This window comes from Arthrobacter sp. UYCu712, from assembly GCF_040547005.1.
In the GTDB taxonomy this organism is placed as follows: Bacteria; Actinomycetota; Actinomycetes; order Actinomycetales; family Micrococcaceae; genus Arthrobacter.
In genome coordinates this window covers 12,228-30,858 of record NZ_JBEPOZ010000026.1, presented here as the reverse complement: position 1 = coordinate 30,858, position 18,631 = coordinate 12,228, and the positions used below count along the sequence as shown (strand labels likewise).

Sequence of the window (18,631 nt, the reverse complement as noted above, 5' to 3'; positions counted from 1 at the left end):
GACCATCTACCGACACCCCGACGCTGCCGGCGACACGCCGCGAAATCCATGTCGAAAACCCGCGCCGAAAATCAACGTCGGCAAACCCTGTGGTACAGGTATTCTCGACACATGTTGATCGGATATGCGCGCGTCTCCACCGCAGACCAAAACCCTGACCACCAAACGGACGCCCTCGCCCGCGCCGGCGTCGACCCGGCCAACATTTACTTCGACCACGCCAGCGGCGCCAAAGCCAGCAGGCCCGAGCTCGACAAAGCCCTCGCCTCCGCCAACCGGGCCGGCGACCAGCTCGTCATCACCCGCCTCGACAGGCTCGGACGCTCCGTCCTCCACCTCGTCACCCTCGGCGCAGCTCTCCGGGAAAGGGGTGTGGGATTGCGTGTCCTCGAGCAAGGCATCGACACCACGACCGCGGAAGGGCGGGCAATGTTCGGGATGCTCTCCGTCCTCGCCGAACTCCAACGAGAACTCATCATCGCCAACACCCGCGACGGCCTCGCTGCCGCCCGCGCCCGCGGACGAACCGGAGGAAGACGCCCCAAACTCACCCCCGACCAGGCCCACCACGCCCAACAGCTCTACGACGCCGGGGACCACACCGTCCAACGCATCGCCGATCTGCTTCAGGTCCCGCGCTCCACGATCTACGGCCACCTCAACAAAACAAGCATCGGGCGACGCCCCACCCCAACGCCGTGACCCGGCGTAACAGCAGTGCCGACCAGAACCTCTGCTACCTGGCCCACCGGCTTAGCGTGACTTTCCCGAGCATTGGTCCTCAAGCCCCATCCATGCCCAAGGCCTTCGCTTCGCCGAGCATCCGGCCCAACGCCCACGCAGCGAGTCCGCGCTTACGCGCCGAGGGCTTGATGCCAAAACCGATATGCCCGGCCCGCGCCACAAGGTCGTGGGTCTCGTGCCGCAGCGCGATCCCGCCAAGGACGTGGCCGTCGTCGATGATCCATCGATACGTACAACGGTCTGACTCGTCGGCTAGGCGTGCCACCCACGCCTCGAACCCGGCCGGCGTTTCGACCTTGTCGGTCTGCAGCAACCCGAAACCATCCTCATGGACACCGGGACCCCACTCTTCGTGTGCTTCAAGCCACGCTGTACGCAGGCTGCGCGTCGGCGCGATCAACTCAGGCATGCCACCACTGTATCGATGCACAGCAACACCTTGGCAGTTCGAGAACGAGCCGGAACTTCCCGAATGGCTCGGCTGTTTTTGACCCGAGTCTTCGGCCGATACTCGCGGGGTCCGCCAGTTTATCTGCGGTCGCGGGGCAGTCATTAACGACCCTTTGTGCGGGGTCGTTCTCTTGCTGCCCTTAGACACGATGTCTAATGAGGCACATTGTCTGGCCGTGCCGTTGCACTGGGAGGCGTGTGTGCGCCTAGTACTTCAGTAGGGGAGTGACGCTAATGGTGTCGGGGGTGATGTCGAGGCGGGTTGTGAAGCTGAAGTCCACCTCTTCGTCCAGGGGAAACACTGTGCCGGTGAAGAGGTCGATCTGGCTTCCGGTGACTCTGGCCTTGCCATCCAGGGGTGCAACGACCCAGCGGCCGTCGAAAGGTTCCACGCTGATTTCGGGGTAGGCGCTGATGACCCAGTTGATGGTTCCGGGAACGACGCGGTTGTTGGTGACGTAATAGAACGGGCAGTCCGGCTGGAGCCGTTGCTCTTCGGTCGCTCCCGTGGCGCAGCTGCCCAGATACTCCCTTGTCTTTGTCCCGACGTCGGTCCTCAGCTTTTCTGTTGCTTCAGTGCGCAGATTCATGGTGGCGGGGTCGACTGCCGCAGATACGGTGACACGACGGGCAGGGGCAGCGAAGTACTCACCGATCAGAGTGGCTTCGTACTCGCCCGGGTAGAACACGACAAAGGTGTTCCTGCCCTCGGGCATGTTCACCGGCACCCCGTTGACCGTGGCCTCGGCGGCGTTGACGACGGTGACATCGACGGTTGGCAGCCGTGAGTGCACGAAGGCCCAGGTGGTGAAGAACAGCCACTCGGTTCCGGTCCGCTCGAGCAGGAACTCGGTTTGTAGCCGGCTGCCGTCGACGGTGTAGTTCACGGGAACCATGACCTGGTTCTCGGTGCGCTCCTCGGCATCGCCGATTTTCACGTCCGCGATCCGTGACGCGGCGGTCTGCAGGGCTGTCCCGTCAAGCATGGCGGCATCGCTCCGTGGGACGGTGGCGTGGAGCAGGCCCAACGCCTTGCCGCCCTGGCCCTTTTGCAGGGCGGCCAGATATTGGCGGACGGGCTGCTGGGGGCTGGCGATGGAGCTGTTGACCAGATTGACGGCGACAATGGCTGCGGCGATGGCAAGCATCAGGCCCAGCAGCCACCGGGCCGCAATCTTCACCACCGCCTGATTCATCTCTGCCTTCTTTGCTATAGGTCTTGAATGTCTCTTTCGGATCCAATCTCGAGTCTTCCGGGAGTCCGCACCGCCCGGAATTTTTGCTTACCTGGCCGCCGGAACGTAATCGGGGTAGTACCTCTGGATCTCTTCCGTGGTCTTTCCGGCCGTCAGCATGCGGTCTATGGGCATGAGGCTCCGGACTTCCTCGTCGGAGGACTTCGTGCTGTTCCAGGGACCAATCGTCAGGTAGCAGAAATCGGCTGGGTCATGGAGTTTCCGCTCGTCATAGCATTCCGGATGGTCGGTCCCGGCGGCAGGTGACGACGTCCGGGACGGATGATCGTTTGGCGTTTCCTTGGCGGATCCGTTGGCGGCCACGGCGCCCAGTCCGAGCATCGAAATCAGTACGGCGCCGGATGCGGCGATCTTCAGTGAGTTCTTCATCGTATGTTTCCCCAATGTCTATGTGGTGGTCTTGCGAGGTGATGAGGGACCTGCGGTTCTGCCGGTTTTCTGTAGCCCCGGCGGCGTCTGGTTTCGCTTTTCCAGGTCTCACAGGGTCCGATTGGTTTTGTCGTTTGCGCCGGCGTATGACTGTCGTCAGTCTTTTTCCGGTACGGTCCAGCCTGGTGTGCGGCGGGGTGTCTATTTCGTGAGCGTGGCGATCCCGAGTTTGTTGCAGATGTCGGCGGGCCCAGGGATAACGCTGACGGTGTGGTCGACGACGCATTCCGTGAGTTGGGGGACGTAATGGCCGGCGTGGTTCTCGGATGGCCCAGAGATGAGCGGCTTGCCTTGGGCATCGGTGCTTTGCCCGTCCCAGCCGCCAGCCGTGCTGGGAGAGGTGATGAAGTCTGCGGGGATGAAGTCAGACGTGATCCCGCCCGGGTTCATGTTCTTGGCCCGGTTCACCCGGGAACGGACCGTTCCGATCCGGACGCCGAGTGCCGTGGCGGCTTCCCCGTAGCTGTAGCCGTTCATCACGCACAGCAGCAGGAGGTCGCGCTCACCAGAGTTGAGTCCGGCTGTTCCGTCCAGGAGATCCCGGACCTGCCGTTCGGTGTCCATCCGATCGTCCGCCGCGGTGGAATGATCCGGAACAACCGGTGAATGGGGAAGCCGGCCCAGGAACTGCTCATGCCTGCGGATGGAGCGGGCTTTGTTCCTTGCCGCGTTGGTTGCTACCCCCAGCAGCCAGGGAAGAAGGGAATCACGCTGCAGGGCCAGTCCCTTGCGCTGCCGCCATGCTTCCAGGAACGTGACTGATACGAGCTCTTCAGCGTCGTGCCACGACCCGGTGCGGCTCAGGCAGTACCGGAAGACCGCATCCGAGTGCCGGTCAAACAAAGTTCCCAGAGCATCGGGATCACCTTGGACGCACCTTTCCCACAGCACCGCATCCTGTTCCCCCATTTGTTTCATACCTAGTAGTGTCCGTTGCCTTTCAAAAAGTTCCCGCTGATTCGAATTTCCATGACGAGATGTCCGCCGGCTCGCCGGCGGCCGTGCATTCTCGGTCCCGTGCCGACTTTCGAGGCCATCGTCCCGACGCGTTCCTTAACTTCTCCGGGGCTTCAATCATCAAAGTGAGCCCCACAGTAATGGCCGATGCAGGCCGGGCCGGCGTCAAGGGGTGGGTGTGGGGGCGGTGTCGACTACCGAGGTCTTTACTGCTGTCCAGGCGGTTGCCGTTCCTGGGGGGATTGCCCCGTATCCGTCTAGATCCACGACCCTTTCGCCGATGAACTGGCCGTTGCCCGGATCCACGATGATTTCGTGACGGGTATTGGCGCTGCGGTCCACGCGCCCAATAGCGATGCCGATTCTTCCATCCAGGGTCGTCTGCCGGTCGACCAGAGTGACTCCGGGGATGAGGGCTGCCGCCCGGTACAGGGTTGCCCTTAGGTCGGCGGGAATCGTTCCTACCCGCAGCCGGGCGGAGATCCAGACGAGTGCCTGGTCGTCGGCGGAGTTTCCCGCACTTCCAGTCTGGTCACGGATAGTATCGAGAAGCTTGCCCGGGTCCCGGGGGAGTGCACCTAGTTCTTCGTCTGACCAGGGTGCGTCCACCCGCCGCAGGTCCCCACGTTCGGTCCGCCCCTTGGGAGTCCGGGCTTCAATTTCCTTGACTGCGGCCTCGGTGCCTTCGCCAAAATAAGTTACCGGGCGCGCTGGCTCGAAGTTCATCACCCAGGCGCCGCTCCGGTCGGCCGGAACATACAGCTGGCGGTCCTGGGATTCGAGCCAGTACAGGCGGCCTGCACCGCCTTCACCCTCATCGGCGTAGACGGCCCTGGTGTCGATTTTCAGGAACTGCCCGGGACCCAACACAGGATCAGAGGTGTTGATCGTTTGCTGCGCCGCCCCGTTAAGGGCTTCCACGGCCTCCGCCGTGGCCGGTGCGCGCCAGAACAAGCTGACGGCGTCCGTGGCGACGAGTCCTCCGGCGAGAACAGCCGCCGCAGCTGCCAGGAGGACGGTGCGTCGGACTAAGGGCCGTGGCCGCGATGAACGCGGGACCCGATTCTTGGCATCGCTGATCTGCCTTTCAGGTCGCGTTGCGATTTTCTGGAGGAGTTGGGCCCGGTTCCGGGCAAGGTCTGAAGCTGTAGGAACCAAAGGATCCGGGATGATGCTCATTGGTCTTGTCCTTTCAGTCGCTGCCAAACCGGCGGCGGACGCCGGCGCGCAGCCGGGAGAGACGGTTGCGGAGAGTGGAAGATGTGATGCCGAGTTGTTCCGCGGCCGCTTCGTAACTCAAGTCTTCGTGGATGCAGAGGCGGTAGATTCGCTGGTCGAGGCCACCGAGGCTCGAAATGTGGGCGTCGATGGCGGCGATCAGGTGGCGGTGCAGGGCTTCGTCTTCGACATTCCCGCCGGCCATGGCCGGATCTGTGGCCTCGTGGCGGTGGCGGTGTTCCTTGCGAAGGATGGCTTTGCTGTGGATTCGGCACGCTCCCATCAGCCACGGCAGCAGTGATTCGCCGCTGATGGTGATCCGATGGGAACTGTCCCAGAGACTAATGAAAGTTGCTTGGATCACATCATCTGTCAGGTGGCCGGGGACCAAAGAATGCGCCAGCCACGCTACTGGCCGGCTATGGCGGTCGTAGACCTCCGCGAACGCAGCCTGATTTCGTTTGACGATCTGCTCCAACAGGGTCACATCAGCTTGCTGTTGCGACGCTGGATCCGATACGGAAGCTTCCAGGCCCGTTCTCTGACCTGTCATTGACGCCCCCGTGTTGTCTTCATACCCGTATATGTCGGTTGAACAGCATTTCGTCTCAAATAAGTTTTGAATCCCACAAACTTGCCTCGTTGATGTCTAGCAGCGCCCAAAGTGTAAGGGCGAATTGGGAAAAGTTTTCGTCGGCCACCGGGAGATTCAACGAAGAGACAGTTTCGCCACATCTCGTGGCATCGGAGCATTGTCATGGGCTTCTTCCGGCGACGCTGACAACTCTCGCATGGGCGCGTCAATAACGACCGTTTTCGGGACCCGCATGGTCCAGCGCGAGGATCAGGCCAGGCACCAGAGCGCGTAGATCCGACGGCTCCGACACGGCTTACCACCTTACGAGCTACCCGATTGTTATCGGTTGACTCTTACGAGTCGGTTTGCCCGAACGCGGTTACGATTCTTCCCCGGTCTGCGCGCTCTCTTCAGCCCAACTCATGCCGCGGCCGATCCGATCCATTTGGTCGGTCCAGGCCTTCTCTTCTCGCTGGAGCAAGGCCGCACCCGGGTCGCCGTTTTTGAACCAGGTGAGGGCGATGTTCAGCGCCGTCCTCGAAGTGTCGGCGGCATAGTTGCGGATGCTACTCAGCGTAGTCTCATGGAGCGGCAGACCATGGTTGACAGCATTCCGAACACGTCGATGGCGACTACGAAGCAATTCCGTTTCGCGCCACATCTCCCCTAGGAGCTGCCGCTCCCGGTCGGGATCAGTGCAGATTGCAAGCGCATCCTCCAGATCTGCGCGCTGGAGTTTAGACATCGGAAGTGCGCGAATTTCGTCTTGGAGGGCAACAGCCTTCGCAACGGACACCAAGCGAACTCCACCTCGGCTGTATTTGGAAATTCTCCGTTCGAGCTCGTCCCGCCCCTCGTATCGTTCGCGTGACCATGCTTCGTTGAATGGCGCCATCAGTTGGCCTACGGTTCGACGGTCTGCTTGGCTGAGGGCTTCTCGACGCTGGAGGGCGGCAGCCAAGTCTGCCGCAGGCACCCGTAATACGGACGCGAAGAGTTCAATCGCATGGTCCTCGAGCGCTGTCGCTATGCGAGGCGTGACGCGACGCGCCCCGTAGAAGAGAACGTCGCGATGATCAGTCATCCGTGCCTCACGTAGCGAGGTCAGCGCTTCGATGAGCCGCTCTGGCATGGGTCCCTTGGCCAGGGCATCTCCGAACTGATCTGCGACGCTGCTGAGGATCTCGGCTGTGCCGCCCATCCCGTAGGTGTCATCCTCTAGTACCGGAACGTTGCGGACCGTTAGTCCGAGGGAAGAGCTGCGAACCTTTCCGTCAAGGAGCACGGTAGCTGCGCCTGCGCTTTGCCAAGAGACGCCGCCTGCCTCGACGGCGACGCTTATTACTGCCTCAATTCGACGCCGGGCTTCCTCTTCAGCGCCGGCGACCTGCCGTTCGCCGAGGTCGATACGAACGAGGGTGAGTCGGTTCTCCGGTTTCAGCGCTTCGACATTGAGATCTTCGAGCCAGCTTACTTTCTCGCGGATCCCGCGTAGCTCGGCACGTTCTGGGAAGTCGTGTAGTTCGAGCTCAAAAGCATTTGGAAGCGCCCAATCCGCTCTTAGGAACGTCATCGGGCCTATGACTTCGCGCATCCCTGAAAGAAGGGCGCGGTAAAACACGGTCCACACGACTACCCGACCCACCGGCGCGGCAACAAGACTGTCCTTCGCCATCTCAAGCCGGTGTTCTTCCGTCAGTGGCTCAGCAATCGGCGCATCGCGCCAGCGAGCTAAGTCCTCCTCGGTGTTGACTAGCGCATCGGCCGCGTGGCTGAGCAACGAGAAGGTACTGTGTGCGGCGGGGCCTACTTGCGATGCGATGATGGCAGACAGTCGCCGCAATGCACGGCTGGTCATCCCGAAGACCTTCGCTGCGGCGCAAAGATCACGGAACGCGTCAGTGACCGCTATCTCTGAGTGCCACACCTCGCCGAACTTAGTAGCCGCTGCAACAACGGCCTCTTGGTTAGCGTCATCGCGAAGGTCATCCAGGAGAGGAGCGACTAAAGCTCCAAGCCGCCGCCCGATGGCCTCAGACTGCGCCTGAATCTCAGTTCGCAGGGAATGGCGATTGTTCCTGGCGAACCTCGAATTCCAGTCCGAAGCATCGACCGCTTGAGCGTACTCGCCGAGTTCGGCGACCGCTTCACCCAGGGTGTATGGGGGGACAGCCCGATGCGGAAGGGGAAGAACTTCCGCCACCGATAGAAGCCAGTCACTGACGGTTGCCGTCGGGCGAACCCGCACCACGTTTTCTCCGATCGTTGGGTGCGTCCAGTTTGACACCAGAATCCGGGGTCCCATAAAGGGCGCAGCAGTTTGTATGCAAAAACGACCCGTACTGACTGGCTCCCGCAGCGCCACCGCGCGGGTGGTATTGGCTCGCTTGCCAGGGCCGCGGCAAATGTCCCGTATTGGCCTGTAGATAGGCGTCGACATCCCGAAGGCCGACCCGAGAGCGCAAACTGGCCGGGTGGTCGGAACTTGAATACTGACGCTGGCCGTCGGTGCTCTGAGGTGCCAACTTGACACGCGTGAAGGGGTGCGTGGCCTGCCACTCATGGGGGTGTCTGGATGTGAAATAGGGTTGAGGCTGAAGGCTGAATTCGTATTGGGGAAGACGGCAGCATGAAACCACAACCAGAGGACCCCCTTGGCCCGCAAAATCCATGTCCAGCTCATCGATGATCTTTCTGGCGAGGACGCCGAAGAAACGGTTCGATTTTCTGTCGACGGCGCCGACTACGAAATTGATCTAACCGCTGACCACGCCGAGGAACTTCGTGCAGCGCTAGCGGAATACATCTCCAACGGCCGTCGTCTCCGCGGCCCCTCTGCGAGCCGGGCCGGCACGAGTGCTCCGATGAGTCGGGATGAAACCCGGAGGATCCGGGACTGGGCCAACTCCAATGGGTACACCCCCAGCAGTCGAGGACGAATCCGCCAGGACATCCAACAGGCCTACGCTGCCGCTCACGCCTAGCGAGGTGCGTGACCCTTGGTTCAGCTCATTGGACCCAAGCTGAGCCAAGGCGGTGACGTGGGCCATGTCCTACTTCCATCTCTGCGGCCTGAAACGTGGCGGATTTCGTTCTCAAAAACGATCCATTACTGAGACGGTCGGGTCGTGTTCCAGGGGATGTAAGGAATGTGGAGGAACTCGCGGTTCGACACGCCCCCCAAAGTCTCAGAATGCCGTCCAATAACAGATAGTCTCACAACGGTAAATTGCTCGGCATTAAGAGAATACGGGGACGTCCATGGCTGTAATCGGGTACGCGAGGGTTTCCACCGCGGAACAGAACCTTGATCTGCAGCTCAATGCACTCCAGGCAGCCGGCGCAGCCCGGACCTTTGCCGACAAAGGCGTCAGTGGATCCGCAGCCGAACGCCCTCAGCTATCCAAAGCCCTGGACAGGCTGGAGACCGGCGACGTACTCACCGTATGGAAACTCGACCGTTTGGGACGCAACACCCGGCACGTCTTGGACCTTATCGAGAACATCCGAGAACGGGGAGCAGGGTTCCGTTCCCTGACCGAGGGTCTGGACACGACCGGACCCATGGGCACCGCGATGCTTACGATTGTGGCCGCCTTCGCGCAGCTGGAGCGCGACACGATGATCGAACGCACCAAAGCCGGCCTCGCTGCGGCCGCGGCCAACAACCGCCACGGCGGAAGACCCCGCAAAGTAGATGACGCTGCCGCTGCCCGGGCCAAGGAACTCAAAGGCAAAGGCATCAATGCCGCCGACATCGGCAAGATGCTCGGAGTCTCCCGCGCCACGGTCTACCGCTACCTTCTCTAGAGAGTACGGAGGACTTCGGCGTCGACGGGAGGTAACCATCGTTTGTAAGGCGCGTCCGGTGGTTCCGCCGCAGTGCTGGCGGCCGCCACCTGGCTGAGGGGAAGTCCCTTGTCGCAACCTCAGCGGAGGCCTGTTGAACAGCCTGCACTCAGAGATCCGTCAGTTGTCCCTTCACTGACGGTCGGGATGCTGCGCAAGTAAGATCAGGGCCGCCGGGCCTGGATTCTGGGCCCGAGACAGGATGCTCTTGAACCAAGGCTATAGGGCTTGTTTGCGCAGATTTTTTGCATAGAATGCATTGAGTGGCGGTCTTCCTGCCACCTACGCTAAGGATTGCATCATGCTCCTGAAATTCCGTGTCAGCAACTACCGCTCGTTCAAAGAGGAGGCTGAGTTTTCTGCCCTAGCGACTCGCCTCGATAAAGGTTTCGGTGTGCCGGTCACCGTTGCCCTCGACGGAACCGCCGTTGACGTGCTTCCAGTTGTTGCCGTCCTTGGGGCGAACGCATCTGGGAAGTCGAACCTGCTTCGCGCAATGGCAGCGATGCGGGACCTGGTGCTTAACTCTGCCGCGCGGCCTGCGTTCCGAAGCCTGGAGATCGAGCCGTTCCTGCTCGACCCTACATATAGCGACAAGCCCACGCTGATGGAGATCAACTTTTCACTCCGTGGCGCACGCTACCAATACGGTTTCGAGATCCAGCAGGGTCGAGTGATGGAGGAATGGCTACAAACGTTTCCCCACAAGCGGCCCCAGAACATCTTCGATCGCCAGAACACCGATGACTTCCAATTAAGGGAGGGCTTTGGGAAGTACGGCAAGTTTCTTACAGAAACGACACGACCGGAAGTCCTGTTTCTCTCGGCGGCCGCAAACGCAGGTCACCCTCTTCTGTCAGAAATCTACGAGTACTTCGTCCGCAACCTGCAGGTGCTCGACGTTGCTGAGCGGGGCCGTGTGGATGAGGCTCTCATCCGGCGACTCCTTGAACGCCGCAGCAAGGCAGTCGAACTCCTTTCCATGGCCGACTTGGGGATCCTGGACGCCCATGTCGAGCAGGCTGAGCGATCTCAGGAAGAACTAGAGCGCATTCGTTCCGTTATCCGGGATGCTATAGATTTCCCGGAGGACTCTTCCGAGGAGCAGCGCGAAGCACAGGTCTCGGACATGATGCAGCACGTGACCCGGGATGAAGGCACCATAGAGCTAGTGCATCGGGCCGGACGACGGGCCATGACCCTGCCCTTCGAGCAGGAAAGCCACGGAACCAAGTCTTGGTTGTCCTTCGTCACCAACGCTCTTGAGATAATCGAGAACGGAGGCGTTCTACTAATCGATGAGCTCGACGCCAGCCTTCACCCTCTCTTGCTCGCTCAAGCTCTGCGCCTCTTTCAGTCCAAGGAAACAAATCCGAACGGGGCGCAGCTGATCTTCTCCACCCACGACGTGACACTCCTGGGCGGAACGGGAGACGCCCTTGACCGATACCACCTGTCCCGCGGTCAAGTGTGGCTGACGGAAAAGGGGCGCGACGGAGGATCCATCCTTACTCCCTTGGCCGAGTACAAGCCCCGCAAAGGCGAAGACCTCGTCCGCGGGTACCTCCAAGGCCGATACGGCGGCACTCCCCACCTTGTTCCAATGGCCAGCGATGCACTGCCCGGGGAGCGCATTCATGGTTAGCGGCGGAAGACGGAGCCGCGGCAGTGCAAGGTTGGAACGCAAAGTTGCGACGAGAGCGCCGAAGAAACGGGTGGTCGTCGTGTGCGAGGGCGAGAAGACTGAGCCGATGTATCTAAAACTCGTCAACGCCAGGTCTGAGAGCGCCCTCATCGAGCTCGTGGTGGTTGACGAGCCGTCGACCGCGCCCAAACAACTCGTCGAAAGGGCATGTAGGGAGAAGAAAGCTGCGGAGAAGCAGGCTCGTCGGACAAAGGATCCGAACACGAATATAGATGAACTCTGGTGCGCCTTTGACGTTGACGAGCACCCACTGATCAGAGAGGCCTGCCAACAGGCCGATGACAACGGCATCCATCTTGCCATCTCCAACCCGTGCATCGAGCTCTGGCTCCTGCTTCACTTTGCGGACCAGCAGGGCTACATTCACCGCGATGATGCCAGACGGCAGCTCCAGCAACGCATCAAGGACTACGACAAGCGTCTGACTACCCTTGATGATCTGGAAGGCAAATTTGAAGACGCGCGCGACCGCGCCAAGAAGCTGGAAGCCAAACATGTCGGGGACGAAACCAGTTTCCCGGAAAACAACCCGTCTAGCGGTATGTGGAGGCTAGTGGAGGCCATGCAAGCGGAGTACTGACTGCCGGTACACCGCTCCGTTCATGTCCAGAATCTTTCCCCGTTCCGAGGCAAGGACGGAGACCTGGGTCCGCTTATCAGCAGCGGTCAATGCCAAGCCCTCAGGATCAAAGCCTTGGACCACAACAACACGACCGGCGACAACCACAAGCAGCGCCAACATGAACCCAAAACCGAACCGAAGCCGCCTGTTGTTGAGAGCGCCACCAGCCCATCGTTTCTCGGCAGCCGTCTTGGACTCACTATTCTTTGATTCCCCCACACGCCAACGCTAGCGTTCCAAGCACGCGTTCTAACGCAACGGGCTAGATGGACGGTGCGCGTCCGGTAAAGGATCCTTCACCGGGACAGCCTCAGGGTAGCCGTCCATCCGGTGCGTGGCCCCATAATTCTGCGTGGATGCCAGTAGTCCATGAAAGCCCTATTCTGAGTTCACGGCATGTTGCACGGTCGCCGGCGCCCTCAGGGATTTGCCAGCGCGGTTGCCATGCAGCATTCGGATTGTCCCCACAGGCTGGCCGAGCGAATTCATCTAAGGAGGGAAATGGCCGAGGAAGAGTGGTATCAATCCCTCCGCGAACAGTGGAAACCGTCGCGTATCCGGCTCTTACTCGTCGGTGAATCAGCACCAGATGACGGTGGCGACCCGACCAACCGGCGGTTCTTCTACTCAGAGCCATTGAACCAAGCGGACAACCTCTTTAGATCCGTCGTCGCCGCTCTCTGCGATAGCGGCAAACTGACCAAGGGTGATCGGAAGGAGCCTTGGCTTACACGGCTTCGCAATGAGGGCGTGTACCTGATCGATCTCGCATCGCGACCGGTGAACGCGTTTTCGCCGGCAATTCGCCGGGCGGCCCTTAAAGCAAGCGTTGAAGACTGCGTTCGGCGCGTCAGCGATCTCAATCCCGACGGGATTGTCATATGCCATACCCCTACTTTTGAGCTCCTCGCTGGTCCATTTAGAGCCGCTCATCTTCCGCTACTTCATGACGAAGCCATCCCATTCCCACTTGGCAATAAGCGCAGCGAGTTTGTCGAGAAAGTGCGCGAAGCTACCGCTGGACTATCACGACAGGGAAGCCAGCACAATGTCCCGGATGCCGATCGACTTACCGGGCGCTCAAGGCTAACCGTCACCTCTGAAGTGACCCGGCCACGGCCTACACTCAGAGCCGTGGCTACGTATGAACCTGCCGAACTCGCTCGGGAGCTCGGCTATACCAATGAACACCGCCCGGGGAAGGTCGTCCGGGATTATCTCCGTAAAAAATACCCGGACCACCCGAAGTACCAGCGATGGGTGCTAGATGAAGCCCAGGCCGCTGACGTTCGCATCAACGTCCCTCGGAAGCGCTGACTTTTTCGCGCCCGTCCGCGGATCCCTCACCGCACTCGACTCTGACTCGTCCCTCGTGAGACGGCCACACCCAGGGCTAGTTGACCACCACGCCAAGCAGACTCTCCCCACGGAAAGGATCCCTGAGCGAAACACATCTGCGTTGGAGGTGCCTCCGTGCGGTCAACGCCGCGAGAATACCTTCATGACCCCTCATGACAATGACTTCGAGATCCCTTTCACTCCGGTACCGCGCGACTTTCCCGGGCACCAGATGCCGCCATCAGTACCGCAGGGCATGCGACTCGAGCTGAGTCGCTCACGCATCGTCAGCGGCAAGGAGCACGCGTTCGAGGAGTGGATGAACATGCTCAATTCGCGACCGGATGAACTGCAACAAGGACTCTCGGCGGAACGCGCGGCCTTTGAGGCAACGTTCCGAAATGTCGAAGCCGACGGCTCAACGTGGATCTATCATCTTGCTCTCATGGGCGAGGAATCGGGTGGGCTCGACGAGTCCATCCCCATTGATGCCGACCATGCAGCGTACAGCCGGCGTGTGAAAGAGCCCGGCTGGGAGGAACTCGAACCTCGCTTCATGCTCACGCCACATCATCTCCTCGAAGCAATGAAGCGCTGGGCCGCGACCGGACACGAGTGAGATCTGGATCAGTCGCGGGCGACGCCGCCCGACTGGTTCGGCTGCCCGTAAGCCGATCCTTCACCGGGCAGTCATGCGGGAGTCCCTGCTACGCGGTTAGACTCAATTGACACTTACGAAATGGGGAAACTGTGAGTATGTCATCGACAAAGGCACCGCCGACCACTGGCCGGATTAACATGCTGGCTATAGCTGCCGTTGCCTTGGCCGCCGTCGCCTTTTCCGGTATTTGGTTCTTTGGCCTCGGGATTCTTGCCACTTTTGCTGTGGGCGCTGGACACGTCTCCTTGAATCAGATCAAACGAAAAAACGAGAAGGGTCGCTCAGTGGCGATAGTGGCCCTCGTTCTAGGCTACGGACTTGCCACCTGGGCACTGATCAACGTGCTGACATACATCCCTGTTGCACTACAGCAGATGGCTAACTAGAACTCCTCATTCGGAGCGTCCGTTGAAGGATCGGCTATCGGGCGACGCAGCGGGTCTCCCTGGGCTCCAGGTGTTCCCGGTCCCACAAGCGCTGTGGAATGCGGGAGTGTTCGGCAAGCACGAAAAGCGCTGCGTAGCGCAACCGGTGCTGTAGGCTCCGATTCGAACCTTGGGGGACTGATGCTTAACTACTTTCGCGAGATGCAAGAGGCACGCTTTGCAACCCGCGGCCGCCGAACGTACGGCTATGTCTCGGCCGGCATCGTTATTGCCGTCATGGGATTGGTCTTTGCGGGTTCCGCACCCTTATGGATTTTCTGGGCCACTTTCGCCGCTTCCTGCGTTCTGGACGTCGTCCTGACTAGGAAATGGATCAGAGACGACGCGCTGGAAGCCTACGGTCACCGACAATATCCAGGCTGATGTCGCCCCGGGTTAGGGGCAATATAGCGACGGCGGCTCCAACGGCCGGCCGTCACCGAAAAGCGGGGGAAGCTTTGCACCAGCGTCCGACACATCACACCGAAAAGCCACCGGTACTGTCTGTCGTTTACCTTGTCCTCAGTCTCTGCGCCTTAGCGACAACAAGCGCCGCAGCCATCCTGTGGACCCCCATCGACGCGGACTTCATTACTCGCGCCGACAATGCCGGGTGGGACACGACCATGCTCTTGCCTCACCAAATGGAGCTCTCCATCGTCGTCAATACGTCAGTACTGCTAACACTGGTCCTCGTCGTGACCGCGTTCTATGGAGTGCTGGCCTCACGCCGCCGGTGAAATCGGCTCGCTAGGGGGATTAGCAATCTGCCTCCCTGAACGGTCGGCCTTGGCGATCGTCTTGCTGACCCAACCAGATCAACAGGCGTCATAATGTCCCCCTGAGGGATCCCCTACCGGGCGCTGTCTCGTGACATCAGCTCCAGCGGTTCTCGTGCTTCCACTGCCAGGAAGTTGTAATAAGCCGGGTGAATCTTCAGTCGTTGATCAACCGAGGACGGCTGCAGCAGGGAAGCTAGCTTGGTGCTACGCGTGTGATCACTGCCGGCTTCGGGGAAGTGAAACACTTCATGTCTTATCTCGATTCCCAAGAATGACATCGAAATATGCTTGTCTAGGATCGGGCGTACGTCGTTTCGTGACTCACAACTCCAGGGTGCGGATTTTGCGTTCTCCAAGATAAACGCCCAAACCGACTTCACCTCAGCGGACCTGACCGGTGCTGCATTGCAACAGGTAGGTGGAACGTCGAATCCTGAAGTGGGAGCATTTTTTGGTGCCGTTTTGGTGCACGCCAAGCTGATGGGGATCGTCTTCACGGATGTTCGTGCAGCCGATTTGTCCGGGGCGATCCTATATGGGGCCGATCTAAGCAGGATTCAGGAGTTGGAAAGTGTCGATCTTTCCGGTGTCTGTTATGACGATAGAACGTTGTGGCCGGTGGGCTTCACACCACCTGAACGTGGCAATGATGACACATGTACGGTGAACCACTTGAAGGACTTCTACGGCGCAAGAGGTCTGCCAATACCGGACTTCTATTTTGAGCCGATGGGACGTCTCCCGAGACCCTAGTCGGGAGTATGTAGCAGGCGGAACGGTTTCACTTCCTCCGGCGACGGGCTTCATTCAGCAAAGCTGTTCAGTTGTTCGTTTGAAAACGACGAAGGACCAGTCCCAAAGCCACGTGGCGGATTCCTAGTTCTTCACCTGAGAAATCAGGGGCCCAATCGTCTGCTCGTTGGGGCTTGCATTTCTTTTGGGCTCCATGAACTGCTTCGGGTGTATTGCGGAGGCGTTACCCCGGCATTAGCCTGATCCAAAGATGGCTCGACGCGAGGGAGCACGAGATGATTCTCAATGCAGACGACATTGTCGACGTACGCGGGGACACTGTGAAGTTCGATCCCATAGGATTAGGTAATCCCTTGAAGGTAGAACTCGTCTCGGTCTACGTCGGTCGCACTGACAGAGGCAGTGGCGAGCTGCTCGTCATGTCTACAGCGAAGGATCCCGACGCGCCAGCCGGATCTGTCGTCGCCATGAATTGGTGGGGCGAGGAAGTGAAGTCTCAGGATTTAGTCCCGCTCAACAACGGGATGGCTGGCACCCGCGTTATCTATTATTCTCCAGCTGAGTCCGCAACCTTTATTTCAATTTCGGTGAAGGTGAAGTTCGATTATTTCCCGCGCGAGGTGGTTGAGGCGTGGGTCAAAGCCGCTGCGAACATAGCCAGCCTCCCCATCCTCGTCGGCGGAGTGGTGTTCGGAGGGCCTGCCGGGGCGGCCAGCGCCCAAGCGATCGTCGGCGTCGCCGAGGCCGGAGCAAATCTTGGTATCGCACTTCTCGACAAAGGCATAGATGGCGCTGGAGTGACGAGCATGGATTGGGGGCTTTCTGTCTCTGACCAGGGCTATGTGGCCCAGAGGGCAGGCTTTGTGTTGCTGACGGAGGAGAACCGGGTGCAAATGCACGGAGAGGTGGGCAACGTTGTCGCCGGCTATGCGTCAAACGATGGGTATGCCAATGCCCATGATGGACCAAAGGAATTCCTCGAGGTTGACGGTAGGGGTTTCTATGTGGATGGCCACGACCACGTCCTGCGGCATGTGGGGGATGGAAGTTGGGACGACGCCGACTGGTCGTATAAGGCCGGCGAGAAGGTTCGCGGCCCATGGCCGTACGCACTCGTGAAAGTGCACGGCGGCGAAGACGAAGACTTGAAAAAGTGGAAGCCGGCCGCCGTGACCGCGGTACTCGCTGCAAGATTTTTGAACCACGACAAAGATGCCGCGCTGCCAGAGCTCACGGAGAAGGTTTTTACGGCCTATTCAGACGTGACAATGATCAACCGCGCTGCCCAGCTTCAAGAGAAGTTGAGCAGTGAAAAGGATGACATCAAGAAGAATGTGCTCCAAAAACAGTATGACGCCCTGCTCGAAGCCATTCAGAACGAGAAGCTGAAAGAGCTCCTGACTGACAAGGCTTAGGCGCCACTCATGAACGCCGTCGCAGCTCGTATAGCTCTGGTCTGAACGTCGCTGACAGCCGATGCCCTTTATCTCCGCGCCGACAATGCCAGCGCCTTTCCTAGACCGTCACCTCGTCGATAAGCCCGGACGTGGGCGGCGATGATGACGCCGTCATGGGTGACCCAGACGGTGTCCAGATCGGCGGTGACATCCACGATCCGCCCAATGAACGACGGGTCCACGGAATAGTCGTTGGAGAACACCCGCACGTAGTAATCCCGTGGCAGCCGCACCGCGTTGCGGAACACCGCCTCCGGGGTCACCGGCGTCAGTTCCCGCATCCTCTCCCGGTCCAGGACGATCAGCTCATCAGGACGGCCGTGGCGGGACCGCGAGTACCGGTGATTTGCCTTGGGCAGCCAGTCCTCCAGCTGGCCGTTGAAATCCGCGGGTGAGCGGAAGTCCCGGCCCGGCATGAAGCGCTGCCGGAAGAACCTGTTCATCCTCTCGACCATGCCCTTGGACTCGGGATCCCGCGGCGGTAGCAGCTTGATCTCCAGCCCGAGGGACCCGGCGAACGCGGCCACCGGCTCCGTCGGTTTGCGCCTGCCGATGCCGGATTCGTTGTCCCACAGCAGCCTGGACGGGACCGCCTTCGCGTCCTGCAGCAGAGTCCACATTCCGCCGAGAAGGTCCGGCGTCGTCCGCGACGGCAGCATCCGTGCCTGAATGAAACCGGAGAACGCCGAGGTCATCACCAGCACCGGTGGCGTGTCGTTCTGGCCTTCACCAACGGGCAGCGGTTCGCGCGGGAACCAGAGGTCGCACTGGACCTGGAATCCCGGCTCGTGGACCAAACCGTCAGCCGGGTCCGGCGGGGCGTATTCCGGCCGGATCGCGGCGACCTTCGCCCGGAACAGCGACGCGGAACCGGACCAGCCGACCCGCTCCGCGAGCGTTGCTGCCGGCATCGTCGGCGTCTTCACCAACAATTCCCGCACCCTGGGAGCAAACGCATCAAAACTCGATACTCCGGCTGCCCGGTGATACTTCGGCGCCCGGTCCGACTCAAGCGCCCGGTCAACCGTTCCGCGGGAAACACCCACGATCCTGCCGATCTCACGCTTCGAGTGTTTGCCCGTCGAAAACAGGTGGCGTATCTCCGCCCAATCATCCAAATTGATCACCTTCCATAATGGTCGGTGGCCCTATTTTCAGTTGGCGTTAACACAACGGACCAAAGACGAAGTGCAACCCGGACGGAGGGCTGACCGCGGAGCACGCAACTCTGAAGTGGAAGAGGTCGCCGCGGTTCCGGAAGACCCCGGGCTGCAGTTCCCGCGGGTGCTCACGCTCCCCCAAGTCAAGGGATCCTGAACGGACGCGAGTGTGGCGTGTCCGTGAGTCCTACGTAGTTGACTATCTGGAGCGCACCTACGCGCGCAGACGAAGGCCCGCCATCGAGGCC

General features: G+C 60.3%; 19 protein-coding genes. 11 read left to right on the top strand and 8 right to left on the bottom strand.

The window, feature by feature from the left end; genetic code table 11:
- The first annotated feature begins 111 nt into the window (after positions 1–111).
- On the top strand, positions 112–702 hold the full coding sequence (locus ABIB51_RS19455) for a recombinase family protein (protein WP_354190998.1): 591 nt from the start codon (positions 112–114) through the stop codon (positions 700–702).
- A 79-nt stretch (positions 703–781) separates the two neighbouring features.
- Here the strand turns inward: ABIB51_RS19455 and ABIB51_RS19450 are convergent, their stop codons facing one another.
- The 7 genes from ABIB51_RS19450 to ABIB51_RS19420 form a co-directional block, all read right to left on the bottom strand.
- Complete coding sequence (locus ABIB51_RS19450; RefSeq protein WP_354190996.1) at positions 782–1,153, bottom strand: GNAT family N-acetyltransferase; 372 nt, start codon at positions 1,151–1,153, stop codon at positions 782–784.
- 247 nt (positions 1,154–1,400) lie between these two features.
- Complete coding sequence (locus ABIB51_RS19445) at positions 1,401–2,390, bottom strand: hypothetical protein (protein ID WP_354190995.1); 990 nt, start codon at positions 2,388–2,390, stop codon at positions 1,401–1,403.
- 87 nt (positions 2,391–2,477) lie between these two features.
- Positions 2,478–2,819 carry a hypothetical protein gene (locus ABIB51_RS19440; RefSeq protein ID WP_354190994.1) on the bottom strand — a complete coding sequence of 114 codons (342 nt, stop codon included), beginning with the start codon at positions 2,817–2,819 and terminating at the stop codon, positions 2,478–2,480.
- 201 nt (positions 2,820–3,020) lie between these two features.
- Positions 3,021–3,788, bottom strand: a complete 768-nt coding sequence (locus tag ABIB51_RS19435; protein ID WP_354190992.1) for an RNA polymerase sigma factor — start codon at positions 3,786–3,788, stop codon at positions 3,021–3,023.
- 213 nt (positions 3,789–4,001) lie between these two features.
- Complete coding sequence (locus ABIB51_RS19430) at positions 4,002–5,015, bottom strand: CU044_5270 family protein (protein WP_354190990.1); 1,014 nt, start codon at positions 5,013–5,015, stop codon at positions 4,002–4,004.
- 13 nt (positions 5,016–5,028) lie between these two features.
- Positions 5,029–5,541: an RNA polymerase sigma factor gene (locus tag ABIB51_RS19425; RefSeq protein ID WP_354190989.1), complete on the bottom strand. Its 513-nt coding sequence runs from the start codon at positions 5,539–5,541 to the stop codon at positions 5,029–5,031.
- Positions 5,542–6,010: 469 nt separating this feature from the next.
- Positions 6,011–7,918: a hypothetical protein gene (locus ABIB51_RS19420; RefSeq protein WP_354190987.1), complete on the bottom strand. Its 1,908-nt coding sequence runs from the start codon at positions 7,916–7,918 to the stop codon at positions 6,011–6,013.
- A 367-nt stretch (positions 7,919–8,285) separates the two neighbouring features.
- Here ABIB51_RS19420 and ABIB51_RS19415 point away from each other — a divergent pair, with 367 nt between their 5' ends.
- The 10 genes from ABIB51_RS19415 (at position 8,286) to ABIB51_RS19370 (ending at position 17,181) form a co-directional block, all read left to right on the top strand.
- Positions 8,286–8,615: a histone-like nucleoid-structuring protein Lsr2 gene (locus ABIB51_RS19415; RefSeq protein WP_354190985.1), complete on the top strand. Its 330-nt coding sequence runs from the start codon at positions 8,286–8,288 to the stop codon at positions 8,613–8,615.
- 277 nt (positions 8,616–8,892) lie between these two features.
- Complete coding sequence (locus tag ABIB51_RS19410) at positions 8,893–9,441, top strand: recombinase family protein (RefSeq protein WP_354190983.1); 549 nt, start codon at positions 8,893–8,895, stop codon at positions 9,439–9,441.
- 340 nt (positions 9,442–9,781) lie between these two features.
- Positions 9,782–11,125: an AAA family ATPase gene (locus ABIB51_RS19405; protein ID WP_354190981.1), complete on the top strand. Its 1,344-nt coding sequence runs from the start codon at positions 9,782–9,784 to the stop codon at positions 11,123–11,125.
- On the top strand, positions 11,094–11,765 hold the full coding sequence (locus tag ABIB51_RS19400) for an RloB family protein (RefSeq protein ID WP_354191032.1): 672 nt from the start codon (positions 11,094–11,096) through the stop codon (positions 11,763–11,765). The genes ABIB51_RS19405 and ABIB51_RS19400 overlap by 32 nt, the downstream gene beginning before the upstream one ends.
- A 114-nt stretch (positions 11,766–11,879) precedes the next feature.
- Positions 11,880–12,017, top strand: a complete 138-nt coding sequence (locus ABIB51_RS19395) for a hypothetical protein (protein ID WP_354190979.1) — start codon at positions 11,880–11,882, stop codon at positions 12,015–12,017.
- Positions 12,018–12,308: 291 nt separating this feature from the next.
- On the top strand, positions 12,309–13,124 hold the full coding sequence (locus ABIB51_RS19390) for a hypothetical protein (RefSeq protein ID WP_354190977.1): 816 nt from the start codon (positions 12,309–12,311) through the stop codon (positions 13,122–13,124).
- 184 nt (positions 13,125–13,308) lie between these two features.
- Positions 13,309–13,764, top strand: a complete 456-nt coding sequence (locus ABIB51_RS19385; RefSeq protein ID WP_354190975.1) for a DUF6176 family protein — start codon at positions 13,309–13,311, stop codon at positions 13,762–13,764.
- A 137-nt stretch (positions 13,765–13,901) separates the two neighbouring features.
- Positions 13,902–14,192 (top strand): DUF4190 domain-containing protein, encoded by a 291-nt coding sequence (locus ABIB51_RS19380; RefSeq protein WP_354190973.1) that lies wholly within the window; start codon positions 13,902–13,904, stop codon positions 14,190–14,192.
- Positions 14,193–15,301: 1,109 nt separating this feature from the next.
- The gene (locus tag ABIB51_RS19375; RefSeq protein WP_354190971.1) at positions 15,302–15,766 is read left to right on the top strand and encodes a pentapeptide repeat-containing protein; all 465 of its coding nucleotides are present in this window, start codon (positions 15,302–15,304) and stop codon (positions 15,764–15,766) included.
- A 275-nt stretch (positions 15,767–16,041) separates the two neighbouring features.
- Positions 16,042–17,181: a hypothetical protein gene (locus ABIB51_RS19370; protein WP_354190969.1), complete on the top strand. Its 1,140-nt coding sequence runs from the start codon at positions 16,042–16,044 to the stop codon at positions 17,179–17,181.
- 68 nt (positions 17,182–17,249) lie between these two features.
- On the opposite strand, the gene istA is transcribed toward ABIB51_RS19370, so the two are convergent.
- Positions 17,250–18,350: an IS21 family transposase gene (gene istA, locus ABIB51_RS19365; protein ID WP_354190967.1), complete on the bottom strand. Its 1,101-nt coding sequence runs from the start codon at positions 18,348–18,350 to the stop codon at positions 17,250–17,252.
- Positions 18,351–18,631 lie beyond the last annotated feature (281 nt).